The 22,284-nt window shown below is 67.3% G+C and carries 19 protein-coding genes; 11 read left to right on the forward strand and 8 right to left on the reverse strand.

The window, feature by feature from the left end; all coding sequences use genetic code 11:
- Positions 1–142: 142 nt before the first annotated feature.
- Positions 143–1,732: a wax ester/triacylglycerol synthase family O-acyltransferase gene (locus GAA2_RS19835; protein ID WP_248664828.1), complete on the reverse strand. Its 1,590-nt coding sequence runs from the start codon at positions 1,730–1,732 to the stop codon at positions 143–145.
- Between GAA2_RS19835 and GAA2_RS19840 the strand changes: the two genes are divergently transcribed.
- The gene (locus tag GAA2_RS19840; protein WP_024498113.1) at positions 1,731–3,011 is read left to right on the forward strand and encodes a lipase family alpha/beta hydrolase; all 1,281 of its coding nucleotides are present in this window, start codon (positions 1,731–1,733) and stop codon (positions 3,009–3,011) included. The genes GAA2_RS19835 and GAA2_RS19840 overlap by 2 nt on opposite strands.
- A 15-nt stretch (positions 3,012–3,026) precedes the next feature.
- Here the strand turns inward: GAA2_RS19840 and GAA2_RS19845 are convergent, their stop codons facing one another.
- Positions 3,027–3,413 carry a DUF2784 domain-containing protein gene (locus GAA2_RS19845; protein WP_024498112.1) on the reverse strand — a complete coding sequence of 129 codons (387 nt, stop codon included), beginning with the start codon at positions 3,411–3,413 and terminating at the stop codon, positions 3,027–3,029.
- A 116-nt stretch (positions 3,414–3,529) separates the two neighbouring features.
- Here GAA2_RS19845 and GAA2_RS19850 point away from each other — a divergent pair, with 116 nt between their 5' ends.
- Both GAA2_RS19850 and GAA2_RS19855 read left to right on the forward strand, forming a co-directional pair.
- Positions 3,530–4,768: a cytochrome P450 gene (locus tag GAA2_RS19850; protein WP_191835031.1), complete on the forward strand. Its 1,239-nt coding sequence runs from the start codon at positions 3,530–3,532 to the stop codon at positions 4,766–4,768.
- A 43-nt stretch (positions 4,769–4,811) separates the two neighbouring features.
- A complete protein-coding gene (locus GAA2_RS19855; protein ID WP_024498110.1) occupies positions 4,812–5,411 on the forward strand; it encodes a hypothetical protein in 600 nt (199 codons plus the stop codon).
- A gap of 1 nt (position 5,412) precedes the next feature.
- On the opposite strand, the gene GAA2_RS19860 is transcribed toward GAA2_RS19855, so the two are convergent.
- Positions 5,413–6,186, reverse strand: a complete 774-nt coding sequence (locus GAA2_RS19860) for a DUF427 domain-containing protein (protein ID WP_024498109.1) — start codon at positions 6,184–6,186, stop codon at positions 5,413–5,415.
- Positions 6,187–6,295: 109 nt separating this feature from the next.
- On the opposite strand from GAA2_RS19860, the gene GAA2_RS19865 reads away from it, so the two are divergent.
- From GAA2_RS19865 to GAA2_RS19880, 4 genes are read left to right on the forward strand one after another with little or no spacing between them, the layout of a single operon-like run.
- Complete coding sequence (locus tag GAA2_RS19865) at positions 6,296–6,862, forward strand: DUF6328 family protein (RefSeq protein ID WP_024498108.1); 567 nt, start codon at positions 6,296–6,298, stop codon at positions 6,860–6,862.
- Between the two features lie 32 nt (positions 6,863–6,894).
- On the forward strand, positions 6,895–7,791 hold the full coding sequence (locus GAA2_RS19870; protein ID WP_024498107.1) for an MBL fold metallo-hydrolase: 897 nt from the start codon (positions 6,895–6,897) through the stop codon (positions 7,789–7,791).
- Between the two features lie 51 nt (positions 7,792–7,842).
- Positions 7,843–8,322, forward strand: a complete 480-nt coding sequence (locus GAA2_RS19875) for a DUF2231 domain-containing protein (RefSeq protein WP_024498106.1) — start codon at positions 7,843–7,845, stop codon at positions 8,320–8,322.
- A gap of 58 nt (positions 8,323–8,380) precedes the next feature.
- Complete coding sequence (locus tag GAA2_RS19880) at positions 8,381–9,070, forward strand: response regulator transcription factor (RefSeq protein ID WP_024498105.1); 690 nt, start codon at positions 8,381–8,383, stop codon at positions 9,068–9,070.
- On the opposite strand, the gene GAA2_RS19885 is transcribed toward GAA2_RS19880, so the two are convergent.
- The 3 genes from GAA2_RS19885 to GAA2_RS19895 all read right to left on the reverse strand — a co-directional run bounded on the left by GAA2_RS19885 (position 9,031) and on the right by GAA2_RS19895 (position 16,001).
- Positions 9,031–10,461, reverse strand: a complete 1,431-nt coding sequence (locus tag GAA2_RS19885) for a sensor histidine kinase (protein ID WP_051349574.1) — start codon at positions 10,459–10,461, stop codon at positions 9,031–9,033. The two genes, GAA2_RS19880 and GAA2_RS19885, sit on opposite strands and share 40 nt — an antisense overlap.
- Before the next feature lies 1 nt (position 10,462).
- The gene (locus GAA2_RS19890; protein ID WP_024498103.1) at positions 10,463–14,764 is read right to left on the reverse strand and encodes a non-ribosomal peptide synthetase; all 4,302 of its coding nucleotides are present in this window, start codon (positions 14,762–14,764) and stop codon (positions 10,463–10,465) included.
- A gap of 148 nt (positions 14,765–14,912) precedes the next feature.
- The gene (locus tag GAA2_RS19895) at positions 14,913–16,001 is read right to left on the reverse strand and encodes an alpha/beta hydrolase (protein ID WP_024498102.1); all 1,089 of its coding nucleotides are present in this window, start codon (positions 15,999–16,001) and stop codon (positions 14,913–14,915) included.
- 216 nt (positions 16,002–16,217) lie between these two features.
- On the opposite strand from GAA2_RS19895, the gene GAA2_RS19900 reads away from it, so the two are divergent.
- From GAA2_RS19900 to GAA2_RS19910, 3 genes are all read left to right on the forward strand, one after another.
- Positions 16,218–17,063 (forward strand): 3-hydroxybutyryl-CoA dehydrogenase, encoded by an 846-nt coding sequence (locus GAA2_RS19900; protein WP_024498101.1) that lies wholly within the window; start codon positions 16,218–16,220, stop codon positions 17,061–17,063.
- A 255-nt stretch (positions 17,064–17,318) separates the two neighbouring features.
- On the forward strand, positions 17,319–18,335 hold the full coding sequence (locus GAA2_RS19905; RefSeq protein ID WP_024498100.1) for a hypothetical protein: 1,017 nt from the start codon (positions 17,319–17,321) through the stop codon (positions 18,333–18,335).
- A 186-nt stretch (positions 18,336–18,521) separates the two neighbouring features.
- Complete coding sequence (locus tag GAA2_RS19910; RefSeq protein ID WP_375295615.1) at positions 18,522–19,355, forward strand: oxygenase MpaB family protein; 834 nt, start codon at positions 18,522–18,524, stop codon at positions 19,353–19,355.
- Positions 19,356–19,568: 213 nt separating this feature from the next.
- On the opposite strand, the gene GAA2_RS19915 is transcribed toward GAA2_RS19910, so the two are convergent.
- Complete coding sequence (locus tag GAA2_RS19915) at positions 19,569–20,645, reverse strand: IS110 family transposase (protein WP_309148623.1); 1,077 nt, start codon at positions 20,643–20,645, stop codon at positions 19,569–19,571.
- Positions 20,646–20,965: 320 nt separating this feature from the next.
- Between GAA2_RS19915 and GAA2_RS19920 the strand changes: the two genes are divergently transcribed.
- Positions 20,966–21,430, forward strand: a complete 465-nt coding sequence (locus tag GAA2_RS19920) for a cupin domain-containing protein (protein ID WP_024499750.1) — start codon at positions 20,966–20,968, stop codon at positions 21,428–21,430.
- A gap of 20 nt (positions 21,431–21,450) precedes the next feature.
- On the opposite strand, the gene GAA2_RS19925 is transcribed toward GAA2_RS19920, so the two are convergent.
- Positions 21,451–22,194, reverse strand: a complete 744-nt coding sequence (locus GAA2_RS19925; protein WP_024499749.1) for an alpha/beta fold hydrolase — start codon at positions 22,192–22,194, stop codon at positions 21,451–21,453.
- Positions 22,195–22,284: the final 90 nt, after the last annotated feature.

Below are 22,284 nucleotides of genomic sequence, written 5' to 3' on the forward strand. Positions count from 1 at the left end.
TGAACTGCGTCATATCGGGACCCGCTCTCTGCGCAGCCTGGTAGGCGGCTTCCGGGTCTTCGGCCAGGGATCCTGCGAAGATCGCGAGAAGCGGCGAAGCCCGCGCCACCATCACGGAATGGACCATCGCGCGATTCCGCACCTAGCCCGACGCGAGCCCGTAAGCGGTCTCGAGTTCGGCCAGCACACGCTCCGCCAGCGGGATGAGCGGTTCTACGTCTGGCAGCATCTCGCGGCCGGCGACACAGCCGAACGACACCTTGTCCCCGTGCGAGTAGACGGTGATGTTGAGACCCAGACCGGCGAACACCGTCGAGATCGGGAACAGCGAGTCCAGGCGGGCGCCGTTGTAGTACATCTCTTCAGCGGGACCTCGGAGGGTGGATATCGGCAGGTTGTATCCGGTGCGCCGCTTGGGACCGAAAGGCAGCAACGCGGTCACGACGCTCTGCGCGACATTCGGCACCACCAAGGCCAGCGATGCAGCCCCGCCGTGGGCTGCGACCTGTTTCTTCGCAAAGTCCATGGCCCGGTGGATCGTCGCGAGCCGCTCCACCGGATCGTCGACATCGGTTGCCAGGGAGCATGTTTCCAATCCGAAGGCGTTGCTGCGCGCGGTTTGTCCCGGATCGTCGAGCACCCGCACCGAGATCGGGCACAGACCGACGAGCGAGCGCCTCGGGAGTTCGCCCCGCTCGGCGAGCAAATCGCGTAACACCCCGGAGATGACCGCGGTCAGCACATCGTTGACGGTGACGTCGGCTGCCACGCGGATCGCCCGTACCCGACTGAGCTCGAAGGTGGCGCCGACGACCGCCCGGTCCGGGCCCACTCGGCCGTTGAACCGGACGAACGGTGCACTCAACGGCAGGCCGACCCTACCTTGCAGCGCCCCGACCAGCAGATCGCGCTGCCCACCGACGACGCTTCGGGCAAACCCCAGCGACGACTTCGCGAGACCCGCGGCCGACCGGACGGCCGTGAGCGGGTGCGGCCCGGATGACGGTTTCGCCGGCGACGCGACCCGCGGAGAATGGACGCTGGCGGCGTAGAAGGGTTTCAGGTCGCGCCTGTCCGGGTCCCCACTCAAGGAGTCGGCGATCATCTGCATGCCGGCCACCCCGTCGACCAGCGCGTGATGGATCTTGATGTAGAACGCGAACCGCCCGCCGGACAGGCCACCGATCAAGTACGCCTGCCACAGCGGCCGGGATCGTGACAACCCCTGCGCGTGCAGATCGCCGATCAGACGCCACAGTTCGGCATCGTCGCCTCCAGGCGGGAGGTGTAGGCGCCGAACATGATCGACAACATTGACCTCGACCTGTTCCCACGTCCACAGCCCCAGCGTGTCGACGCCGATGTGCGGGCGGCGTGCCAGCCGCGGATCAACCGCGTCGGTGGCGATGAGTCCCTGCGTATAGAGATCGTCGACAAAGCCCGGCCCCGCATCATCGGGCGGAGAGAAGATCATCAGCGCAGCGACGTGGATCGGGTTGACGAGCGTCTCGGCGCTCATCAAGGCCGCCTCCATCGGGTCCATCAACTGCATACCGGTGCTCCCGCCGTGGCCAGGCGACACCGAGGAAACGGCGCCACGCCGGGCCGTGACCGTCGATCGTCCCGCTGATGATAGGCACGATCCCCGAGAAACGAACCGGTTTCGTCCACTGCGTCTTCCGTCTGTACGCGTTGCACCCGGAATCAGTTTACAAACGTACACTGAACTCATGTCGGCAGATCACCCTCGCGATCGCGAGATGCCCGCACTCGCGGCCCTGGGCCGAACCGAGCTGGGCAGAGCTGTCACAGGAATCGCAACCGTGCACGCATCCATTGCCGACACCGTCTTCGGCGGCCTGCGCGCCGCTTGGGGTCCCCGGGTCCGTCCCGCCCAGATGATGCACGACGCCATCAGCACGTCCACCTATTCCGCTATCGTCTCGTCCGTCGATGTGGTCGGCGACCTGGCCGAGTCGCTCGCCGACCGCCACGGTGGGGTGCCGTCCGAGACCAAGCGCGGCGCCGTGGCGATCGGCATCCTCGACGGTTTGATCGGGGATCAGCTGACCGCCGAGCAGTCACCCCTGGCTCCGGAGACCGCCGTCCGTGTCGACGGCGCGATCGTTCCGATCACCCCGGAGGACCTGGCGGGCGCCTTCCCCCGGGCCACCGGGCACCTGACGGTGTTCCTGCACGGCCTCATGGAGACCGAGTTCGCGTGGGAGCTCGGCGGCAGACCCACCTACGGCGCACGCCTGGCCGATGACCTCGGCAGCACCGAGGTCATGATCCGGTACAACTCGGGACGACACATCAGTGACAACGGCCGCGATCTCGCACAGTTGCTCGCCGACCTGCTGTTGTCGTGGCCGGTGCCGGTCACCGACCTGACCCTCATCGGCCACTCGATGGGCGGACTGGTGATCCGGAGTGCGTGCCATCAGGCCGCCGCCGTCGATACGTATTGGCCCCACCTGGTTCGACAGACGGTGTGCCTCGGTACGCCGCACCTCGGCGCGCCCCTGGCACGAGGGGTTCACTGGGCGACGGCGGCCCTGCGCCTGTGGCCGACCAGCCGTCCATTCGGCGCGCTGCTCGCTCGGCGCAGTGCCGGAGTCCGCGACCTGTTCCACGGGACGGTCACCGAAGAGCAGTGGCGCGACACCGACCCGGAGGCCTTTCTACAGCCCGCGGTCGATTACCCACCGCTCATGAAGGGCGCGCGGCATCTCTACGTCACGGCGACCGTGACCCGACGACCCGATCACCCATTCGGCTGTATCGTCGGCGACGGATTGGTGATGACGAACAGCGGCGGTGGCCGAGATCGGAAGCGGCACCTCGGATTCGAGGTCGACGACGGGTTCCACATCGGCGGCGCCCACCACTTCACCTTGCTCAACGACGACACCGTCTACGAGTGGATGCTCCCCCTGCTGAGACCTCGCCGTGCGCTACCGCCGGGCTCGAGTCCCCCGGAATCGCCACCTCGCCCGAACACGCGCTAGCTGCAGGTGGCTCCTCTACCGCGAACCAGCGACTCTGCGGCGGCGCGGACGGGTCCGGACCCGCCACCACAGCCCCACCCACGACGCAACGACCACGGCAGCGACCAACCCGCGCACCAGGCCGAGGGCAGAATCGGGGTAGATCACCCCGGTCAGGTAGTGGTCTATGAACCCGGTCGAGGGCAGCCCCGCTTCGCCGGCACGATGCCGCGCCCAGTTCTCGGCATCGGTGAGCGGGCACCACAGCCCCAAGCCCACCGAGGCGAGTCCCCACCCCACGGCCGCGAGGTGGAGCACGACGGTGCGTGGCCACCGCCAGGCGATGAACCCGCCGAACGTCAGATACAGCAGGAACAGCAGATGCAGGACCGCTATGCCGTCGGCCAGAACCCGATAGGGCATGTGTCCAGCGTAAATCGGTCGGGTTCACCAATCTGCCGATCTGGAACACGGCGATATCGGACACTCGAAGCGAGAAGCACCCGTTCGACGGAAGGACGCGATCGGTGAGCACGAGCATGACCGACGAGGCCGCCAACGTATTCGCCGATCCGACGGCCTACGCCGACGAGCCGCGACTCCACGCGGCGATGGCCCACCTCCGGGCGCACAACCCGGTCGCCTACGTCGACAAAGCCCCCTACCGGCCGTTCTACGCGATCACCAGACACGCCGACATCATGGACATCGAGCGCGACAACAACCTCTGGCTCAGCGAGCCCCGCCCGGTGCTGGTGACCGCAGTGGCCGACGACTTCGCCAAGTCGCAGCTCGAGTCCGGAGCGGGGTTGCGCACCCTGATCCACATGGACGACCCCCACCACAAGAAGGTGCGGGCGATCGGCCAGGACTGGTTCCGGCCGAAGGCGTTGCGCGAGCTACAAGTCCAGGTGGACGCACTGGCGAAACGCTACGTCGACAAGATGGCCGAGATCGGTCCGGAATGCGACTTCGTCGAGGACATCGCCATCCACTTCCCGCTGTACGTCATCCTGTCGTTACTGGGGTTACCCGAAGAGGACTTCCCCCGGATGCACCAGCTGACCCAGGAGATGTTCGGCGCCGACGACGAGGAGTACCAGCGCGGCACCACGCTCGAGGAGCGGATGGCGACGCTGTTGGACTTCTTCGACTACTTCAGCAAACTGACCGCCTCCCGGCGCGCGAATCCCACCGGCGACCTGGCATCGGCAATCGCCAACGGCCGGATCGACGGCGAGCCCCTCTCCGACGTCGACACCGCCTCCTACTACGTGATCGTCGCCAGCGCCGGCCACGACACCACCAAGGACGCGATCTCCGGAGGCCTGCGCGCACTCATCGAGAACCCCCACGAACTCGACCGCCTCCGCCACGACCCCGAACTCATCGACACCGCGGTGGAGGAGATGATCCGCTGGACCACGCCGGTCAAGGAATTCATGCGCACGGCCGCCGCGGACACCTCGGTGCGTGGCGTACCGATCGCCAAGGGCGAATCCGTCTATCTCGCTTACACTTCCGGAAACCGGGACGAAGAGATCTTCGACGACCCGTTCACCTTCGACGTCGGACGCTTCCCGAACAAGCACCTCGCGTTCGGTTACGGCGTGCACTTCTGCCTGGGCGCAGCGCTGGCGCGGATGGAGATGCGAAGTCTGTTCAGCGCACTGATCCCGCGACTGGATTCGATCGAGCTGGCCGGCGAACCCGAACTGGCCGCGACGGTGTTCGTCGGCGGGCTCAAGCACCTGCCGATCCGGTACTCGATCCGCTGACACCTCACGTATCGAACCCGGCCGAATTGGGTACGCCGCCCCCATGACCCACTTCGACTTCTACTTCGATCCGGTATGCCCCTTCGCCTGGGCCGCGTCGCGTTGGCTCCTCGACCGCGCAAACGCCCACGATGCGGATGTCGACTGGCACCTCATGAGTCTCGCGATCCTGAACGAGGACGAGGAGCCGGATTCCGACGAACAGCGCCGCCGGCTCGACACGGCACTCCGGCTGGGACGCGTCGTCGCGGCCGCCACCGACAAGGCCGGCGCCGACGTCATCGAGCCGCTCTACTCCGCGCTCGGCAGACGTATCCACTTCGCGGGCGACGAGGTGACCACGACGGTCGTCGCCGAGGCGCTGGCCGAGGCAGGACTCCCGGCCGAGCTGGCCGACGCCATGGACGACGCCACCTTCGACGACGCGGTGCGCGCGTCCCACGAACGCAGCCAAGAATCGCTCGGCGAGGACGGCGGCAGCCCCATCCTCGGCATCGACGGCACCTACTTCTTCGGACCGGTGCTCGCCGACATCCCGACCGGCGATGAGGCCGAGACCCTGTACACCTCGCTCGTCGCCATCGCCGGCACGACGTTCGCGCAGATGAAACGGCCGGCCGATCCGCCGACCTTCACCGCGTGAGTCAGTCGATCTGCACGTCGACCCGCTCGTCGTAGAAGCAGATCAGATCCCGCACCGGTTCGGCGTCGGGCAGCGGATCGGTGTAGGTCCAGGCGACGTCGGGAACGACCTCGTCGCCGACCACCGCCGACCAGTACGTCGCCTGACCTTTGTACGCACACACGGTGACGGTGTCGGAGCGTTGCAGGACATCCATCCGGACGTCCTCGCGCGGGATGTAGTGCCGCGCCGGGAGGTGTGTTTCCAGCAGGAGCGTCGGGTTGTGACTCTCCGCCAGCACGGTGTCCCCGATGCGCACGACGATGTGCCTGCTGGTGGCGAGGCAGTCGATTCGTTTGTACGGGTCGTGCGCATGACCCATCGCGATCTGTTCTTCCTCGCGCCATTCGTCGAACGCGTCCCAGTCAAGGAGTACATAGTCGGCGAGATCAGGGTCGTCGAGCCGAAACCCAGCTCCGACCAGCGTCCGCGTGTCGGCCCCGATGTCGTAGGCCGCGCCGGGCGCGGTGTGCATCGAAAACGGATGCGCCGGCGTCAGGATCGGGGGGTGATCAGCGCCCGGCATCGTCGGTACGTGATGCTCGAGTGGGACGGCGATGTCCGCGGTTCCCACCGCGTAGCACCCGACCACCCGATACGGCTCCCAGACCTGGATCGGTTCGGCCGAGTCGACGACCACCTGACCGTCGACAAACGCGCGGACCCGTCGGTGCATGTCGGTCCACCGCAGCAAACCCACCTGAGACTTCGTGACTTCATCCAGGGACGTGGCCATGGACCGATGGTCCTCCGCCTCGTGGCCTTTTGCCAGGGATCACGGCAAGTAATCGGCACTGCAGCTCAACCGACTCGGTTCTCGTCCCCGCTGATGCGAGGATGAGACAGTGGCCCATCCAACGGACACCGAACCTCCCACCGGACATCCCGGCGCCGACGATGCCGCGTGGAACCGCGCTGAACGCGACGAAACCGAGACCCAGCGCCTCGACCGCAACTGGAATTCCCTGCTACAAGAGCTGCGCGTCGTGCAGACCGGCGTGCAGATCCTGACCGGGTTTCTGCTGACCATGCCGTTCCAGAGCCGCTTCGAGGACCTCGGTGGTGGCCTGCGCGTCGTCTACCTGATCACCGTGTCCTTCGCGGTCGGCGCCGCCATCCTGCTCGCCGCACCGGTCGCACTGCACCGCGCGCTGTTCCGCCGGCACCAACTCGCGCTCATCGTCGCCCTCGCGCATTACATGGCCTTCGCCGGGCTGACACTCCTCGGGCTGGCGCTGTCCGGCGCGATCACCGTGGTGTTCGGTGCGACCGCCGGTCCGGTACCGGCAGTCGTGGCGGGGTGCTGCACGTTCGTCGTGTTCTCGATGGCGTGGATCGTCCTGCCTCTGACCGCACGTGGCATGACCGACCCTCCCGACGACGATGCGACCCCGCGCGAGCGCGGTCATTGACATCTCGCTCTCCGCGCGGGTAGGCAGACCAGATGACCACGGCGTCGCGCTTCACCGAAACCCGCTTCGACCAGGTGACCGTGCTCGCATCCACGCACGGTGGAACGTTCCCGTACGGAAACACCGTCGTCGTGCACGGTTCCGAGGCGACGCTGGTCCTCGATCCCTCCCTCGACGTCGACCACGACCCCGTCGGTGCCGATGCCGTCATGATCAGCCACGCGCACGAGGACCACATCGCCGGCCTGCGCCACTTCGACACCGCGAAGTATGCGCATCACGACGAAGTCGGCGGAGTTCGTTCACTCCAGGTCCTTCTCGACGGCTACGGACTCACGCCCGAGGAACGCGCCGCGGTCGACGCCCAGATCGGTGACACCTTCGCACTCACGCCCGGCTTTCCGGACGCGCGCGGCGTCGGCGACGGGCACGTCTTCGATCTCGGGGACATCACCGCGACGGTCGTCCACCTCCCCGGCCACACCCGTGGACACTGCGGCGTCCTCGTCGAACCGACCGGTTTCTTCTACATCGCCGACATCGACCTCACTCGCTTCGGCCCGATGTACGGCGACGTCGGCAGCAGCGTCGACGACTACCTCGCCTCCATCGCGCGCGTCCGCGAGGTCGAGGCCCGGTGGTACGGCACCTTCCACCAGAAGGGAGTCGTGGAGGGCGCGAGAGTTTTTCGAGAACACCTGAAAGCGTACGAGGGCGTCATCCACCGGCGCGAGGAACGGTTGCTGGAATTCCTGGACCGGCCCCGGCGACTCGACGAGATCGTCGGGCACCGGCTCGTATACCGACCTCACGTACAGATGCCCTTCGTCGATGCCGTCGAGCGCCGCACGGCCGGACTGCACCTCGAACGGCTCATCCGACACGGGCAGGTCGCACGCACGAACGACGGGTCGTATCACCGGATGTGACATGTTCGGCATTTCAGCTACCCTTCAACATCGCCGGGCTACCGTCGCAGCGTGAACACAATCAACGGCCTGCCCATTCACCCGCTCCTCGTACACGTCGTCGTGGTGCTGGTCCCACTCACCGCCCTGATGGCGATCATCGGGGTGTGCTGGCCGGCGGCACGGGCCCGCCTCGGAATCCTCACTCCCCTGGTCGCTCTGGCCGCGTTGATCTCCGTTCCACTCACCACGACTGCCGGAGAATCGCTGGAAGAGCGCGTGGGTCCGAATCCCGCGATCGAACACCACGCCGGGTTCGGGGAACAGGTCATTTACTGGGTCGGTCCGCTGTTCGCACTCGCCGTCCTCTGGTGGGCGGTTCACGACGAGCGGGTGATGGCCACCATCCACACGAGAATCCCGGCATCGGCGAAACTCTCGCAGCGGGTGACTGCACTCGTCCTGGGGGTCGCGCTGATCGTGGTGGCCGTGGGGTCGCTGTACATCGTCTACCGAACCGGCGATTCCGGCTCCCGCGCCGCCTGGTCATGACACGCACGAACACGTGAATCACGTCGGGCAGACCGAGTCCGGGCAGATACTGGAGCACATGCGCGTACTGGTCGTCGAGGACGATCCGCGGGCCACCGAGACCCTGCGGCGGACCCTGCGGGCCGAGGGCTGGGCCGTCGACACCGCCGCCGACGGCGTCGCGGGTGTCGAATCCGCCTGTGCCAGAAGTTACGACGTCATCGTCAGCGACATCATGATGCCGCGACTCAACGGCTACGAACTCGTCCGAGAGCTGCGGCACCGCGGTGTGTGGACCCCGGTACTCATGCTCACCGCCAAGGACGGGGAGTACGACGAGGCGGACGCATTCGATCTCGGCGCCGACGACTACATGGTCAAACCGTTTTCCTTGGTCGTGCTGTCCGCGCGATTACGCGCACTCGCACGGCGCGGCGCCCCGGAACGACCGACCATCCTGCAGGCCGGATCGCTCTCGCTGGACCCGGCGCGACGAGAGGTCCGGCGTGGGGAGACACCGATCCGCCTCACCGCCCGAGAATTCGCGGTTCTCGAATACCTGATACGTCACAAGGGCAACGTGGTCAGCAAGACCGACATCCTGCGGGCGGTGTGGGACGAGCACTACCGTGGCGACGACAACATCGTCGAGGTGTACGTCGGCTACCTCCGCCGACACATCGACACCCCTTTCGGGGTTCGCGCGATCGAAACCGTCCGCGGCGCCGGCTATCGGCTCGCCGACAATGGCGGTGACCCCTCGACCTGATCGGCCCGCAGCGGTAACGACACCCCGATGGTGCAGCCTCCGCCGTCGGTGTCGAGCACGGTGACGGTGCCGTGATGTGCACGAACGATCTCGTCGACGATCGAGAGGCCGAGTCCGGTGCCGCCCCGGCGATCTCGCGAATCGTCGAGCCGCACAAAGCGGTCGAAGACGCGTGCACGATCGTCGACAGGAATACCCGGCCCGTCATCGGCCACACTGATCGTCACCCATTCCGGGTCGACGGCCATGGTCACCGTCACTGCGGAACGGGCATGCCGAACGGCGTTGTCGCACAGATTCCGTACCACGCGGCCGAGCTGGTCGCGGTCGCCGAGTGCACGAACCGGCAGCACGGTCGCCGAGATCTCGAGGTCGGTGGTGAGATCGAGCCGGGTGACCTCGTCGTTGACGATGTCGTCGAGATCCACTTCCTCGAATGAGGGCCGCAGTCCGTACTCGTCGGCACGGGCCAGGAGAAGAAGGTCGTCGACGAGGTCGCGCAAGCGGTGGGCCTCGGGCAGCAGGAGTGTGGACACCGTCGCGGAATCGATCGGTTCACCTGTCCGGACGGCGAGCTCCAGCAATCCCAGGATGGTGACGAGCGGGCTTCGCAGTTCGTGTGAGGAATCGCCGACGAACCTGATCTGCTGTTCGCGGGCGAAGGCCAGCGCATCGAGCATCTCGTTCATCGTCACCGCGAGCGTGGCGATCTCGTCGTCCGTGTCGGCGACCGGAACCCGTCGCGCCACACCGGATCTCGAAATCTCCGCAACCTCGGTTCGGATGGCCTCCACTGGTCGCAGTGTTCGGCCGACGAGCTCATAGGTCGTCGCCGCCGCGACGATGAGGATGATCGGGAACACCACGCAGAGGACGCCGAAAACCGTCAGCACGGTCGCGTGGATGTGTGCTTCACCGGCTCCGACGACAACGCTGAACACCTGCCCGTCCGGCGCCGTCACGCCCCGAACCACGACGCGGAACTCGTCGTCCTCTCCGGGGAATGTCGCGTCCACCGCGGTATGCCGTACCCCGGCATCCACCGGGGCCACCAGTGGCCGGACCCGTTGCCGCTCGTGGCTCGCCGCGAGCACGGACCCATCTCGGCCGACGATCTGCACGATGCCGATCGAGTCGGTCGGCTCCAGCTCGGTCGTCGCCACCGCCGCGAGCCCACCCTGCGCCAGGGCGTCGGCGATGTCTTGACTCCGTGTCGACGTCGCCGTGTCGGCGGCGTCGGTGAGCGAACGGTAGACCACGATCAGCACCAGCCCGCCGGCGATTGCCAGGGCCGCGAACAGGGTCGCCACACCGATGACCGTCAGCCGGACGCGGACACTCCGCCATCCGAATCTGCCGGACCAGATGTGTGGTGCTCTGACAGAACTCATCTCACCACCGACGCAGGCACCGGCTCACCTCCGCCAGAACGCGCTCGGTCCGCTCGATCCCCAGCGCCTGGGTCGCACCCGTGACACCGACCTCGAGTTCACCCGTCGGCGTCGGACACCCCTCGACCTGAAGCAGCCAGCGTGTGCGACGCGGCGGGAACGCGTAGAGGATTCCACCGGATGACGGCGGTGAGATCACCGGCGACCAGCCGAGCAAGACGGGTACGGGGAACAGATGGTCGTCGTCGACGGTCCGGCCCGCGAGGTCGAGCACTTCCTCCATGGGCGCCGATGCGGCGCGAATGCACCTGCGACGCAAGGCGACCGAAGTATCTCGATCCTCGCCCACCGACAGCGGGGTGATCACCGCGAGCACGTGGTTTTCGACGACGCCCTCCGCACCCGGGGGACGCTTGGACACCGTCGTGGCGGCCAGGACACCGGGTTGTCCGGTCATGTCCGCCAGCGCCCTGGCCACCACGTCTCCGAAGGCCTCGAACGGCGTCATGTGTTCCGCTGCCGCTCGGCTTCGGAAACGCATGTAGGTGTCCGCATCGACCAACCCGCGACGACGGATCGCGCCATCGATCGGCCACGTCGCCGGGTCGACGCCGCCCAGTTCGAAAGCCGAATCGCTCTGCTGTACGAGCAACTCTTTCCAGAAGTTGTGCAGTTCGAAGCCTTCGTCGTCGCCTGCCGTACTCGCCGGATCCAACTCCGCAGACGGCCCCTCCGGAGTCAGGGCCCCGCCCGTCATCAGCGCTTCGGCGTCGCGGGCGAGCACCCCCAGCGAACGCCCGTCCACCGCGATGTGGTGCATCACCGCGACCGCACCCATGACGAGGCCGTCCGGCCCCTCGAGGAGACGCACTGCCAGCGGTGGCGCCACCCGCACGTCCAGGGTTGCCGCCATCTCCTTCGCTTCCGCTCGTAGGCGTTCCCGATCCGGGATGTCCACCACCTCGATCCGGGACACGACCGCATCGAGCGGTACGTCGCGCGCTGTTCGCCGGATCGGCCCCGTCGGGGTGTCGGGGAACGTGGACCGAAGTGACCGGTGCCGTTCGAGGAGGGCACCGATGAGCGCCGATGTCTCCGCCACCCCCGGGCGGTCCCACGACGAGGGGACCCAGGCGACGCAGATCAATTGCGCGACAGGGTGGCCCGGCTCGCGCACCACAGTTCGCTCAGCAGGCGTCAGGGGGCGTTCGGCGGCGTCGCCGTCTCCGGCAGGCTCGTCTCGCTCGTCACGCACCCGCGGTGTCCGCTGCGCCATCTGCTCGGCGAGAGACGCGAGGTCGGGCGAGGTCAGCACGTCGTTCGGTCCGATCTCCGGATAACCTGCCTCGGCGAGTCCCTGAGCGACCCGCATGACCGCCAGCGAGTCGCCGCCCTGCTCCACGAACCCCATCATCGGATCGATCGATTCGACACCCAGGACCTCGCCGACCACGCGTAGCAGCAGTGCCTCGTGGGGGCCGACCGCCCCGCGGGTCGGATCGTTCACCGGCAACGGAAGATGCTGCAATGCAGCGAGACTCAGTTTCCCGCTGACGGCACGCGGCATCTCGTCGAGGATGACGACCAGCGCCGGCACCATGTACGACGGCAGCATCCGAGCCAGTTCCCGACGAATCGCTCGTCGGCCGGGTGGACGGGAGATGTCTTCGGGGACCACGAAGGACACGATCCCGGCGCGCCCTGACTGCAGGTCACGGAGTGTCGTCGCGCACCGCCGGACCCCGTCACACCGCATCAGTGCGGCATCGATCTCACCGAGTTCGATGCGCAGGCCGCGCAACTTGACCTGCCCGTCCCGCCGGCCGAGTATCCGCAGATCCCCGCTTTCGGTCCACGTGGCGACGTCACCGGTCCGGTACATGACCGGATCGTCGGAGATGGTGCAGTCGACGAAGGCCTCATCGGTCTGTTCGGGGTCGTCGAGATAACCGTCCGCCACTTGCGGTCCCGCACAATGCACGGTACCGAGGGCGCCTGGTGGCTGGGGACGGCCGCGCCGGTCCAATACGGACTCGGTCACCCCGACCATCGGCGGACCCACGGTGATCTCCCCGTGCGTCGAGAGAGGTCCGGAGATGTTGATGCTGCATCGGGTTTCGGTGGGCCCATATGCATTTCGCACCGGTACACGTGCGCTCCACTTGTCCACGAGACAAGCCTGCGGCGGCTCACCGCCGACGATCACCTGGGTGAACCCGTCCGCGAGGTCGACCGGTAAGGTCTCGAGCACCGACGGCGTCATGATGATGTGGGTGACGCCGTGCCTGCGGATGAGATCGGCGAGCGGGTCACCTCCCTGGGTGGATGCGGGCGCGATGACCAGCGTCGCCCCGGTCGCCACGGCGGACAGCATCTCGACGATCCCGGTGTCGAAGGTCGGGGACGAGACATGCAGCAGGCGTGACCGAGACGTCAGCGCATACGACGCCCGGATCTCGGCAACGAGCGCGGGGAACCCGCGGTGCGGTATCACCACACCCTTCGGACGGCCGGTGGAACCCGAGGTGAAGAGGATGTATGCAGCGTCGTCGGGGCCGCGGTCGTATCCCGCCGGCCGCCGTTGGGCCACCTCGTCGAACGTTGTTGCGGCGCAATCATTTCCATCGTCGAGCACCAGCCAGCGGATGCCGTCCTCGACGGCGGCGCCCGGACCACACAGTCCGATCCGCGCACCGCAACGGGCAAGGAGCGCTTGCGTTCTCGCCTCAGGAGCGGCCGGGTCGCCCAGAGGCACCCAGACGCCGCCGACCATGAGTACCGACCAGAACGCCACCACCGACGCCGCCGATCTCCCGACGGCCACCGCCACCGGATCACCGGCCTGCACACCCTCGGCCTGGAGCCGCCTCACACAATGACTCACCCGCTCCGCGAGCTTTGCACGGGACCACTCGACCTCGCCGTCGACGAGCGCGGCGGCCGACGGATCCGCCGTGCAGTACTCGGCGAACAGGCCGACGGTGGGGACGAACGGTGGCGCGGGCGGGCCGCTGCGTCGCCGGAAGCGGTCCCACTCGCCTTCCACGAAGACCGCATCGTCCGGGATGGCCACCCCGTCGTCGATCTCGCGAACAAACGCCGTCAGGTAGGTGTCGTATCGCGCGGCCAGCGTATCCAGCGCGCCGGCGTCGAAGGCCGCCGCCGGTGCCTCCCAGGTGACCGCCCGCTCACCGAACTGATCGGCAGGGTGCATCGTCACTGCGACATCGCCGACGGGGCCGGTGCGCATCACCTCCAGGCACCAGTGGAGACCGTCGACGACCGGCGGCGAGAAGGTGGGCAACAGGTTGACCACCACACCGAAGGCGGTGGTTCCCCGGCGACCACGCAACATGTCCTCGCGCGGGTAGAGCTGGTGTCGCAACGCGTCGATCACCGCCGACGACACGGACTCGACCGCTCCCGCCGCCGCGAGGTCTCCGATCCCGTTCAGCGTCAGCGGCACGACGTTCGACAACGGTTGCACGGCGCGTCGACGCACCGCCGAGGTGCGGGCGGCGACCGGCAGCGCGAGTCCCACGTCGGGAGTGTCGAGCAGGCGAGCGCACAGACCCGCCAACGCGGCGACGAGCTCCTCCGACCCGGCGGTCCGCGGGCTCGTCAATCGTCGTGTCACCCGGGTGATCTCCGACGTCATCCGCGGGGCCGCACCCGACAGCAGTGACGGTTCGTGCTCGTCGAGAACGGTTTTCCAGTGCCGCGCATCGGATTCCCGACGGGGCGAGTCGGCGTACCGCTTCTCGTCGGCCGCCAGTTGATCGGCGCCCGCGACGGGCAGATCGTCCGGAGCGGCGATGCCGCCGTACACGTCGGCGACATGTCCCATGACACGCAAGACCCCGGCGCCGTCGGTCAGGACGTGGTGCACACGCACCACCCACCGGTGATGATCGCCGGCCAGACGGTGCAACTCGCTGCGAAACAGCGGCATGGTGAGGTCTGCACCGTCGCCAGCATCGACGAACTGCTGCGCGCGGTGGTCACTCTCGGCTTCCGGATCGGGGAATCGCGAGAGATCGACTCGGACAACGGGCTCGATCGAGGAGCCGGCACGCCGGATCGGTTCTGCAGCGACACCATCCGATGGTGTCAGCTCGGCCGGCGAGTGTCCGGCCGGAATGTGTACGTCATTCCACCCGACGTGATCGAGCACCCCACGCGTCGCATCCAGCAGACGCGGACCATCGAGGGGACCACGGAGGGTGAGCCCGAATGCGACGACGTGCGAAACGCCCGGCTGCAACATCTGGGACATCCACAGCGCGCGGCGCGTCGCCGTCATCGACGATCGTCCTCGAACGGGTTCCCGTCGGGCGATCGTCGGCAGCGTTTCTCAACCGAGTCCACACTCCGAACGTAGCCGCGCCGAGTTGAAGGTCGGCTGAAGTACCAGGTACACCGACATTTCCGGCAAGGCTGCGACGAACCGATCACGCCCCGAGTGCTCTGGCGAACATGGGCCAGGACTCGTGCATCTGGTCCTGCCAGTAACCCCAGGAGTGGGTGCCCACCGCCGGGAAACGCACGTTGGCGGGGATGCGGAGAGCCGCGAGACGCTGGGCCAGGGTGACCGTACAGGTCCGGGCCGCTGCCTCGCTGATCCCGCCGACGGTCACCTGGGCGGCGAGTCTGCCCACGTCCCCGCGGACGGAACGGTCGGCCGGGTTGTCATGCCCGCCCGGCACACCGGTGGCCGCGCTGATCCACAGCGCCGGCGTACGACGAGCGAGCTTGTACGCGTTGACGACCGGGTCCTGCGCAGCCCATTCAGGATCCCCGGGCAGCCCGTACATGTTCGTCGCATCGGCCCCGTACGGGACGAATGCGACATTCCTCAGCATGAGCTGCCCCGTCGGCGTCACGGTGTCGGCACAGCCCGAGTGGGCGCCGACCGCGCGGTACAGACCGGGATGGTTCTCCGCGAGACGGATCACCGAGTTTCCCGACATCGAGATCCCGGCGATACCGCGGGCCCGCCCGCGGCTGTACCCGCCGTGTGCCCCTTCGAAGGTGGAGGGCAGTTCCGAGGTCAGGAACGTCTCCCAGCGCAACGGTCGAGACGTCTTCACCTGGTACCGGAAGTTGGCCGCCGGATCCACGCGTCGCCAGTTGGCGTAGTAGCTGGCGGCGCCGCCGATCGGAGTGACGGTCCAGACGTTCTTGTTCGCGTAGAAGGCGTTCGCATCGGTGGCATGCGTCCAGTCGTCGTTCTCCTCCCCGCCAGACGATCCGTTGAGCAGGTACATCACCGGCGCGCTCTGGTTGCGGTTGGCCGGCGTCTGCACGAGGAGCGGGACCTGGGTCTGCATGGAGGGCGACCACACCGACGCCACGAAGTTGCGTGGTGATGTCCAGGTCTGACGGTAGGGCGCCCCCGGGGACGCATGCGCGTACCGCACCCCGTCCAGTGTTCGGGCGTCCGCCGCACCGGCGCCGGAGGCGAGTAGTCCGACGACCAGTGCGATCACTGCGGAGATCGAGACGATGCCGGCGAATCCGGCCGGTGACCTGCGGTTCATGCGAATGCTCCCGTGTCGGCGTGTGCCGGAGCGCGAGCTCCGTGCTTCGCCATCGTAGCCACCCCCGGACCGGACCCCGGGGACATGTTGGTCAGTCGTCCCGGTTCGCCCTGCTCACGCGGTCGACGATGCGTCGCCGCTCCACACCCGCCCCGTCACCGGGGATCGGACCGCGTACTACCGTGTGTGGTGATATTCGGACTCGGAGGTTTCACTGTGAAGAACATCGGCGTCATCGGCGGCGGCACCATGGGAGCGGGCATCGCGGAGGTGTGCGCGAAGTCCGGCAGCGATGTCGTGATCATCGAGGTCAAGCAGGAATTCGCCGACGCCGCACGTGCGCGTGTCGAGAAGTCCCTGGCCCGCGCCGTCAGCAAGAGCAAGCTCAGCCAGGAAGATGCCGACGCCGCTCTCGGCCGGCTGCGCGTCAGCCTCGACTACGCCGACCTCGCCGACCGCGATCTGGTCATCGAGGCCGCACCCGAGAACGAGCAGCTCAAGCGCGACATCTTCGCACGCCTCGACGAGGCCGTCGGCGAGAACACCATCCTCGCCACCAACACGTCGTCGATCCCGATCATCAAGGTCGCGACCGCCACCAAGCGTCCCGAGCGCGTCGTGGGCGTCCACTTCTTCAACCCGGTGCCGGTGATGCCACTGGTCGAGATCATCTCGACCCTGGTCACCACCCCGGAGACCGCCGACGCCGTCAGCGCCTACGTCAAGGACGTCCTCGGCAAGAATCCGGTCAATGCCGGTGACCGTTCGGGCTTCATCGTCAACGCCCTGCTCATCCCCTACCTCTGCCAGGCGATCCGGATGTACGACTCCGGCTACGCCTCGGCCGAGGACATCGACACCGCCATGAAGGGCGGCTGCGGCTATCCGATGGGACCGCTGACGCTCGTCGACACCATCGGCCTCGACATCACCCTCGCGGCCGCCGAGTCGTTGTACGACGAGTTCGCCGAACCGCACTTCGCGCCTCCGGCACTGCTGCGGCGCATGGTCGACGCCGGTCACCTGGGACGCAAGTCCGGACGTGGCTTCTACAACTACTGAACCCTTTCCGACGAATCCGGCTGAACGCCCCCGACGACGCCACCGCGTCACCGGGGGCGTTTTGTCGTCATGACGAGGTTCGCCGGATCGTGAACCAGGGGTGTGACTCACCTCACTTGGCCCGAGACCTGTTGTCGCGCAACGAATCCGTGAGCCCGGCGACCGTCGATTCACGATCACGGGTTACAGACGAGGACCCGGTGGCAACACTCGGGGTGTACGCATCCCATAGCGGATGAGAAGGGAGCGAGACCAATGACAGTTTCCACCACCACCATCCACCAGCAACTTCGTGCAATCCTCGCGATGACCCACACCGAGATCCAGATCGCCGAGACGCGCCAGGCCCAGGCCCGGACCGACGCGATCCGCAAGGAACTCTCCGAGAACGCCGAGAAGGCGCGAAAGCGTGCCGAGGCGATCGAGGCCGCTCTTCGCGACCGCGGCGGACTCGTCGATGTCGTCCGACCCGTTCTCGGTCGCGTCGGCGCGATGGCCAAGACCCTTGTGGAGCAGGCCCAACCGCTCGACGAGGCACTCCTCGACGACCTCGCCCTGGAGCAGCGACTCCTCGCACGCTCGACGTATCTCAAGGCCCTCGCGACCGGCCAGGAGGACACGGAGCTCGTCGACCTGGCCGAACGGCTGGTCGTGGCCCACACCGCGACGGTCAACTGGCTGACCACGGTCCTCGCCGAAGAGGCGCTGGGCGGACCTACGGCACTGCGCCGGGGACCGACCCAGTGGGCGAGCGGACTCGCGGCACGCGCGCTCACCGCACCGGCGAACGGCGCATCGTGGGCCATTGACCGGACCGCTGACTTCGCGCGCCAGATCCCGGACCCGATCGCCGTGGTGCGCAGCCGTTTCGCGAGCGCCGTCGATGACGCGGCCGACGCCGCCTCGCGTGCCGGTGACGCGATCGAGAACGCCGGTACCGCGGTCTCGAAGACGGTGGCCGCCGGCCGCGACGCAGCCCTGGAGGCAGTCGAGGACAGTGCGCGCGACAGCGGCGCCGTCGGCGCAGCGGACGCGCTCCACCAGCTCCGCGAGTTCACCGGCACCGTCGACTCCGCGGATCTGCCGATCGATGGTTACGCCGACCTCAACGTCGGCGATGCCGTCGCCGCCGTCAAGGAACTGACGGCACCGGCCGAACTCCGCGTGACCCTCGCCTACGAGGAGACCCACAAGAACCGTCAGCGGGTCGTCTCGGCCATCGAGATCCGATTCGCCGAACTCGCCAAGGAACTGGTCGGCATCGACAGCTGATCGGCCCTACCGGCCAACACGACGGCCGCCATCCCAGCGGATGGCGGCCGTCGTCGCATGCTGTCACCGGTACGCCGGGGCCGTTGACACGAACCCACGGTTCTGACATTTTTGATCACACCCGTTGTCACATCAGGACGCGGGCCGAGCCGATCCGGGGGTCAGATGTCTCAGCAGAAACGCACGATGACGCGAGTCGAGATGGACAACATCGACAGCAGTTTCTTCGCGCGATCACTGTTGTCGATGGGGCAGACCATGAGTACGACAAACGTGATCATGCAGCTCGCCAACCCCGCCGTAGGCTACGGCGTCGCACGCAGCAAGGTCGAGAACGGGCGCCTCGACAAGCATCCGGTGAAACGTGCCCGCACCACCGCGTCGTACCTGGCGGTCGCCGCGATGGGCAACGCCGACGACCGACGGCGCTACCGACAGGCGGTCAACGGACAGCACGCCCAGGTGCGCTCGGACGCCGACAGCCCGGTGGAGTACAACGCGATGAACCCCGACCTCCAGCTCTGGGTCGCCGCCTGCCTCTACTTCGGGTGGGAGGACATCTACGAGCGCGTGCACGGCCCACTGCACGGCGCCGAACGTGAGGAGTTCTACCAGCAGGGCAAGGTGTGCGGTACAACGTTGCAGATGCCCGCCGAGGCCTGGCCGGAGAGCCGCGATGCCTTCGACGAGTACTGGGACTCGCAGGTCGCCCGCATCGAGATCAGCGACGAGATCCGGGACTTCCTCCTCGACATCGCCAACTTCGGCTACGCACCCAAGGCGATCCAGGACCGTTACGGTCCGGTCAAGCTCCGGCGGACGATCGGCTACCTCCCCGAACCGTTCCGGAAGGCCCTTCGGGTGGACTGGACCGACGAGGACCAGAAGTGGTTCGACGAGTACGTCGGCAAACTGGTCGAGGCCGAGCGCAAAAAGCCACTCTGGTTGTCGCAGATCGCTTTTCACATTCTCCTGCGCGACGTCCGCCTGCGTTGCCGGCTCGGCCGTCCGCTCGTCTGACGCCGTCCGACACACGCGTGCGGTGTGCGAGGAGCGATAGCGACGAGCCTCCTCGCTCCCTGAGGTGTGAGGAGCGATAGCGACGAGCCTCCTGGCTCCCTGAGGTGCGAGGAGCGATAGCGACGAGCCTCCTCGCTCCCTGAGGTGCGAGGAGCGAAAGCGACGAACCTCCTCGCTCCCTGAGGTGCGAGGAGCGAAAGCGACGAGACGGTCCTATAGCTTGTCAAGGGTTCCGAGGTCGGTGGTGAGGTCGCGGAACACTTCGCGGGCGATGTAGCGCTTGAGACAGCGGATGATGTCTTTTTTCGTTTTGTGTTCCGCGGAACGCCGCTCGACGTAGGCGCGGGTGGGTGCGTGGGATTTCATCCGGCCGACCGCGATCATGTGCAGAGCACTGTTGGCTTGCCTGTCTCCACCCCGATTGAGTCGGTGACGGCTGGTCTTGCCCGAGGATGCCGGTAGCGGTGCGGCACCGACGAGTTTGGCAAACGTCGCCTCGGTGCGCATCCGCTCAACGTTGTCACCAGCGGTGATCACCAGTCGTGCGGCGGTGACCGGTCCGATCTGCGGTCGGGACAACAGGGTCGGCACCACCGTGGCCAACAGCCTCTCGAGTTCGCGGGTCAACGAACAGACCTCGCGTTGGGCGAGTCGGTGACGCTCGAGCAGTGAACGCGCGGCACGCACGAACGCCGCGGCCGGCCCGGACAGATCATCCTGGTCAGCCGGCACCGGTAGACCCGCGATGAACGCTGCCCGCGCAGTGATGGTGCGTGCCTGGCGGGCCTGGTCGGCGAACTCCACTGGTGCGGTGGTGCACAGGTCGCGGATCTGGTTACCGATCCGGGTGGCCTCTTCCACCGCCGAAGTCCGTGTCACGGTGAGCATTCGGACCGATTCGACCGTGCCGCGGGTGTCTTTGGCGACCGCGGTGGCGCGGCCGGTGATGACCGCCATCGCCGCGGCATAAGCGTCGAGTTGATCGGTCTTCCCGTGGGCGTAACGGCGCGGTAGGTCGGGGGCGTTGACCTCGATCACCGCGACCCCCTGATCGGTGAGCATGCGGGTCAATCCGGCTCCGTAGGAGGCGCTCGACTCCACCGCGGCGTACTCGATCCGGCCGAAACCACAGGCCCACTGCCACATCTCGGTGTAGCCGGCAGCGGTGGTCGGGAACTCCCGATCGGCCAGCGGACGGCCGTCGGCGGCGACAATGGCGGCATGGTGGGTGCGTTGATGGGTATCCACGCCCAGCACCACCACTTGCGTATCGATCATGGTTGGGGTCATCGTGGTGATGTCTCCTTCACACTCGTGTGCTGGATGACCTCACCGGGGCGGGTGGACAGGACAGTGAAGAGTCACGGCCCACCAGCCAGACAGGGTCCTAATCAAGTCACACCCGCCCCGGCCCTCAGGTCTCATGGCGCGGGTAGCCGACCGGAGGTTCCGGGCCGACACATCTCGCTCATGACAGCAACCGTCAGCCTCGAAGTAAGTCAGACCCAGACCCGGTCGACCACCCAACCCATTCTCACTGCCTCGAAGGGCCCGTAACCGGATCGCCGAAACCGCAGCTCTCCGGCGTCGTGCCGACGTAATGTCGCCCGATGACCTTCCGCACCACGGCCATCACCGCCATCGCCGCAGCCGCACTCCTCACGCCCGCTCTCCTGGGCCCGGTCACCGCGAATGCGACTCCCTCCTCAGGGGTCTCGGCAGTGACCCTCGCCGAGACCGACATCCCCGCCGGACTGCTGCCGTTCGTTCCGCAGGGCGTGCACGTGGAGGTCCGCGAGATCACCATCGCACCCGGCGGCACCACCGGCTGGCACTTCCACGACGCCCAGATCTACGCCTTCGTCCGGCAGGGCACGCTCACCCACCCGGGCGCGGACTGCAAACCGGTCGTCTACCGGGCCGGCGAGGTCATCGAGGAACCCGCCGGGAAGGTCAACACCCACGAGGGCACCAATCTCGGCACCGTCCCGGTGATCCTCGACGTCCTCTACCTGATGCCGCCCGGCAAGCCGTTGTCGGAGGATGCCGTCGCACCAGCCTGTGCGCAGTCGTAGATGTACCGGCGCTCCGGCTTTCAGCCGACCGGCGTCGTGGCCGCTTCGTCGATGATGTGCGCTAGGTCGCCGGGGCGGCTCCACATCGGCCAATGCCCGGTCGGGAGGTCGACGAGGTCGACATGGTCGAGGCGTGACACCTCGGCGAACATGGGGTGACCCGCGTCGGCCAGCTCGGTTATCTGCGCACTCGGAATCGAGCAGCACACCAGAGTGGTCGGGACGGCACGTCGCGCATCGTTCGTGAGCTCCACCCGCTGCCGGAGCACGGGACCGGGTTCCGGAACGGCCCTGGCCCGAAAACGCTGGAGCGTCTCGGTGTTCAGGCTCTCGAGACTGGCCTGCTCCCCGAGTACGTCGAAGGGCGGCAGAGGGAGCTCGTCCAGATCCTCGGGTGCATCCGGGGCGAAGACACTCCCGGACGCGACGGGCCCGCTGTCGACCCACACCACGTGGCGAACGAGTTCGGGTCGCTGGTCGAGCACCAGACTCACCGGCGCGTTGGCCCCGCTGTGCGCCACGATGACCACCGGCTCGGCCTCGGAAGCCCCAGCTCCGATGATGGTCTGTCTGATCGCCGTCGCCTGGTCGTCGAGCGTCCTGGAGGCACGCCCGGAGTCCCGTTCATCGAGGCCGGGAAGCGTCATCGGAATGGCCCGCCGGCCGTCGGCGGTCAGGTGTTCGCACACCTCGTCCCATGCCCACGCCCCCAGCCAATGCCCGGCGATCAGGATGATGGGTGAGTTGTTCGCGTTCGTCGTCACGTCTCGATGCTGTCAGGCCTCTAGGACAGCCCCTGTCCCCATTTGGACACGATCCTGCGTCTCCCGTGTGGAGCACCCCGGCACGACGCC

Source organism: Gordonia ajococcus, from assembly GCF_012974285.1.
Taxonomy (GTDB): domain Bacteria; phylum Actinomycetota; class Actinomycetes; order Mycobacteriales; family Mycobacteriaceae; genus Gordonia; species Gordonia amicalis.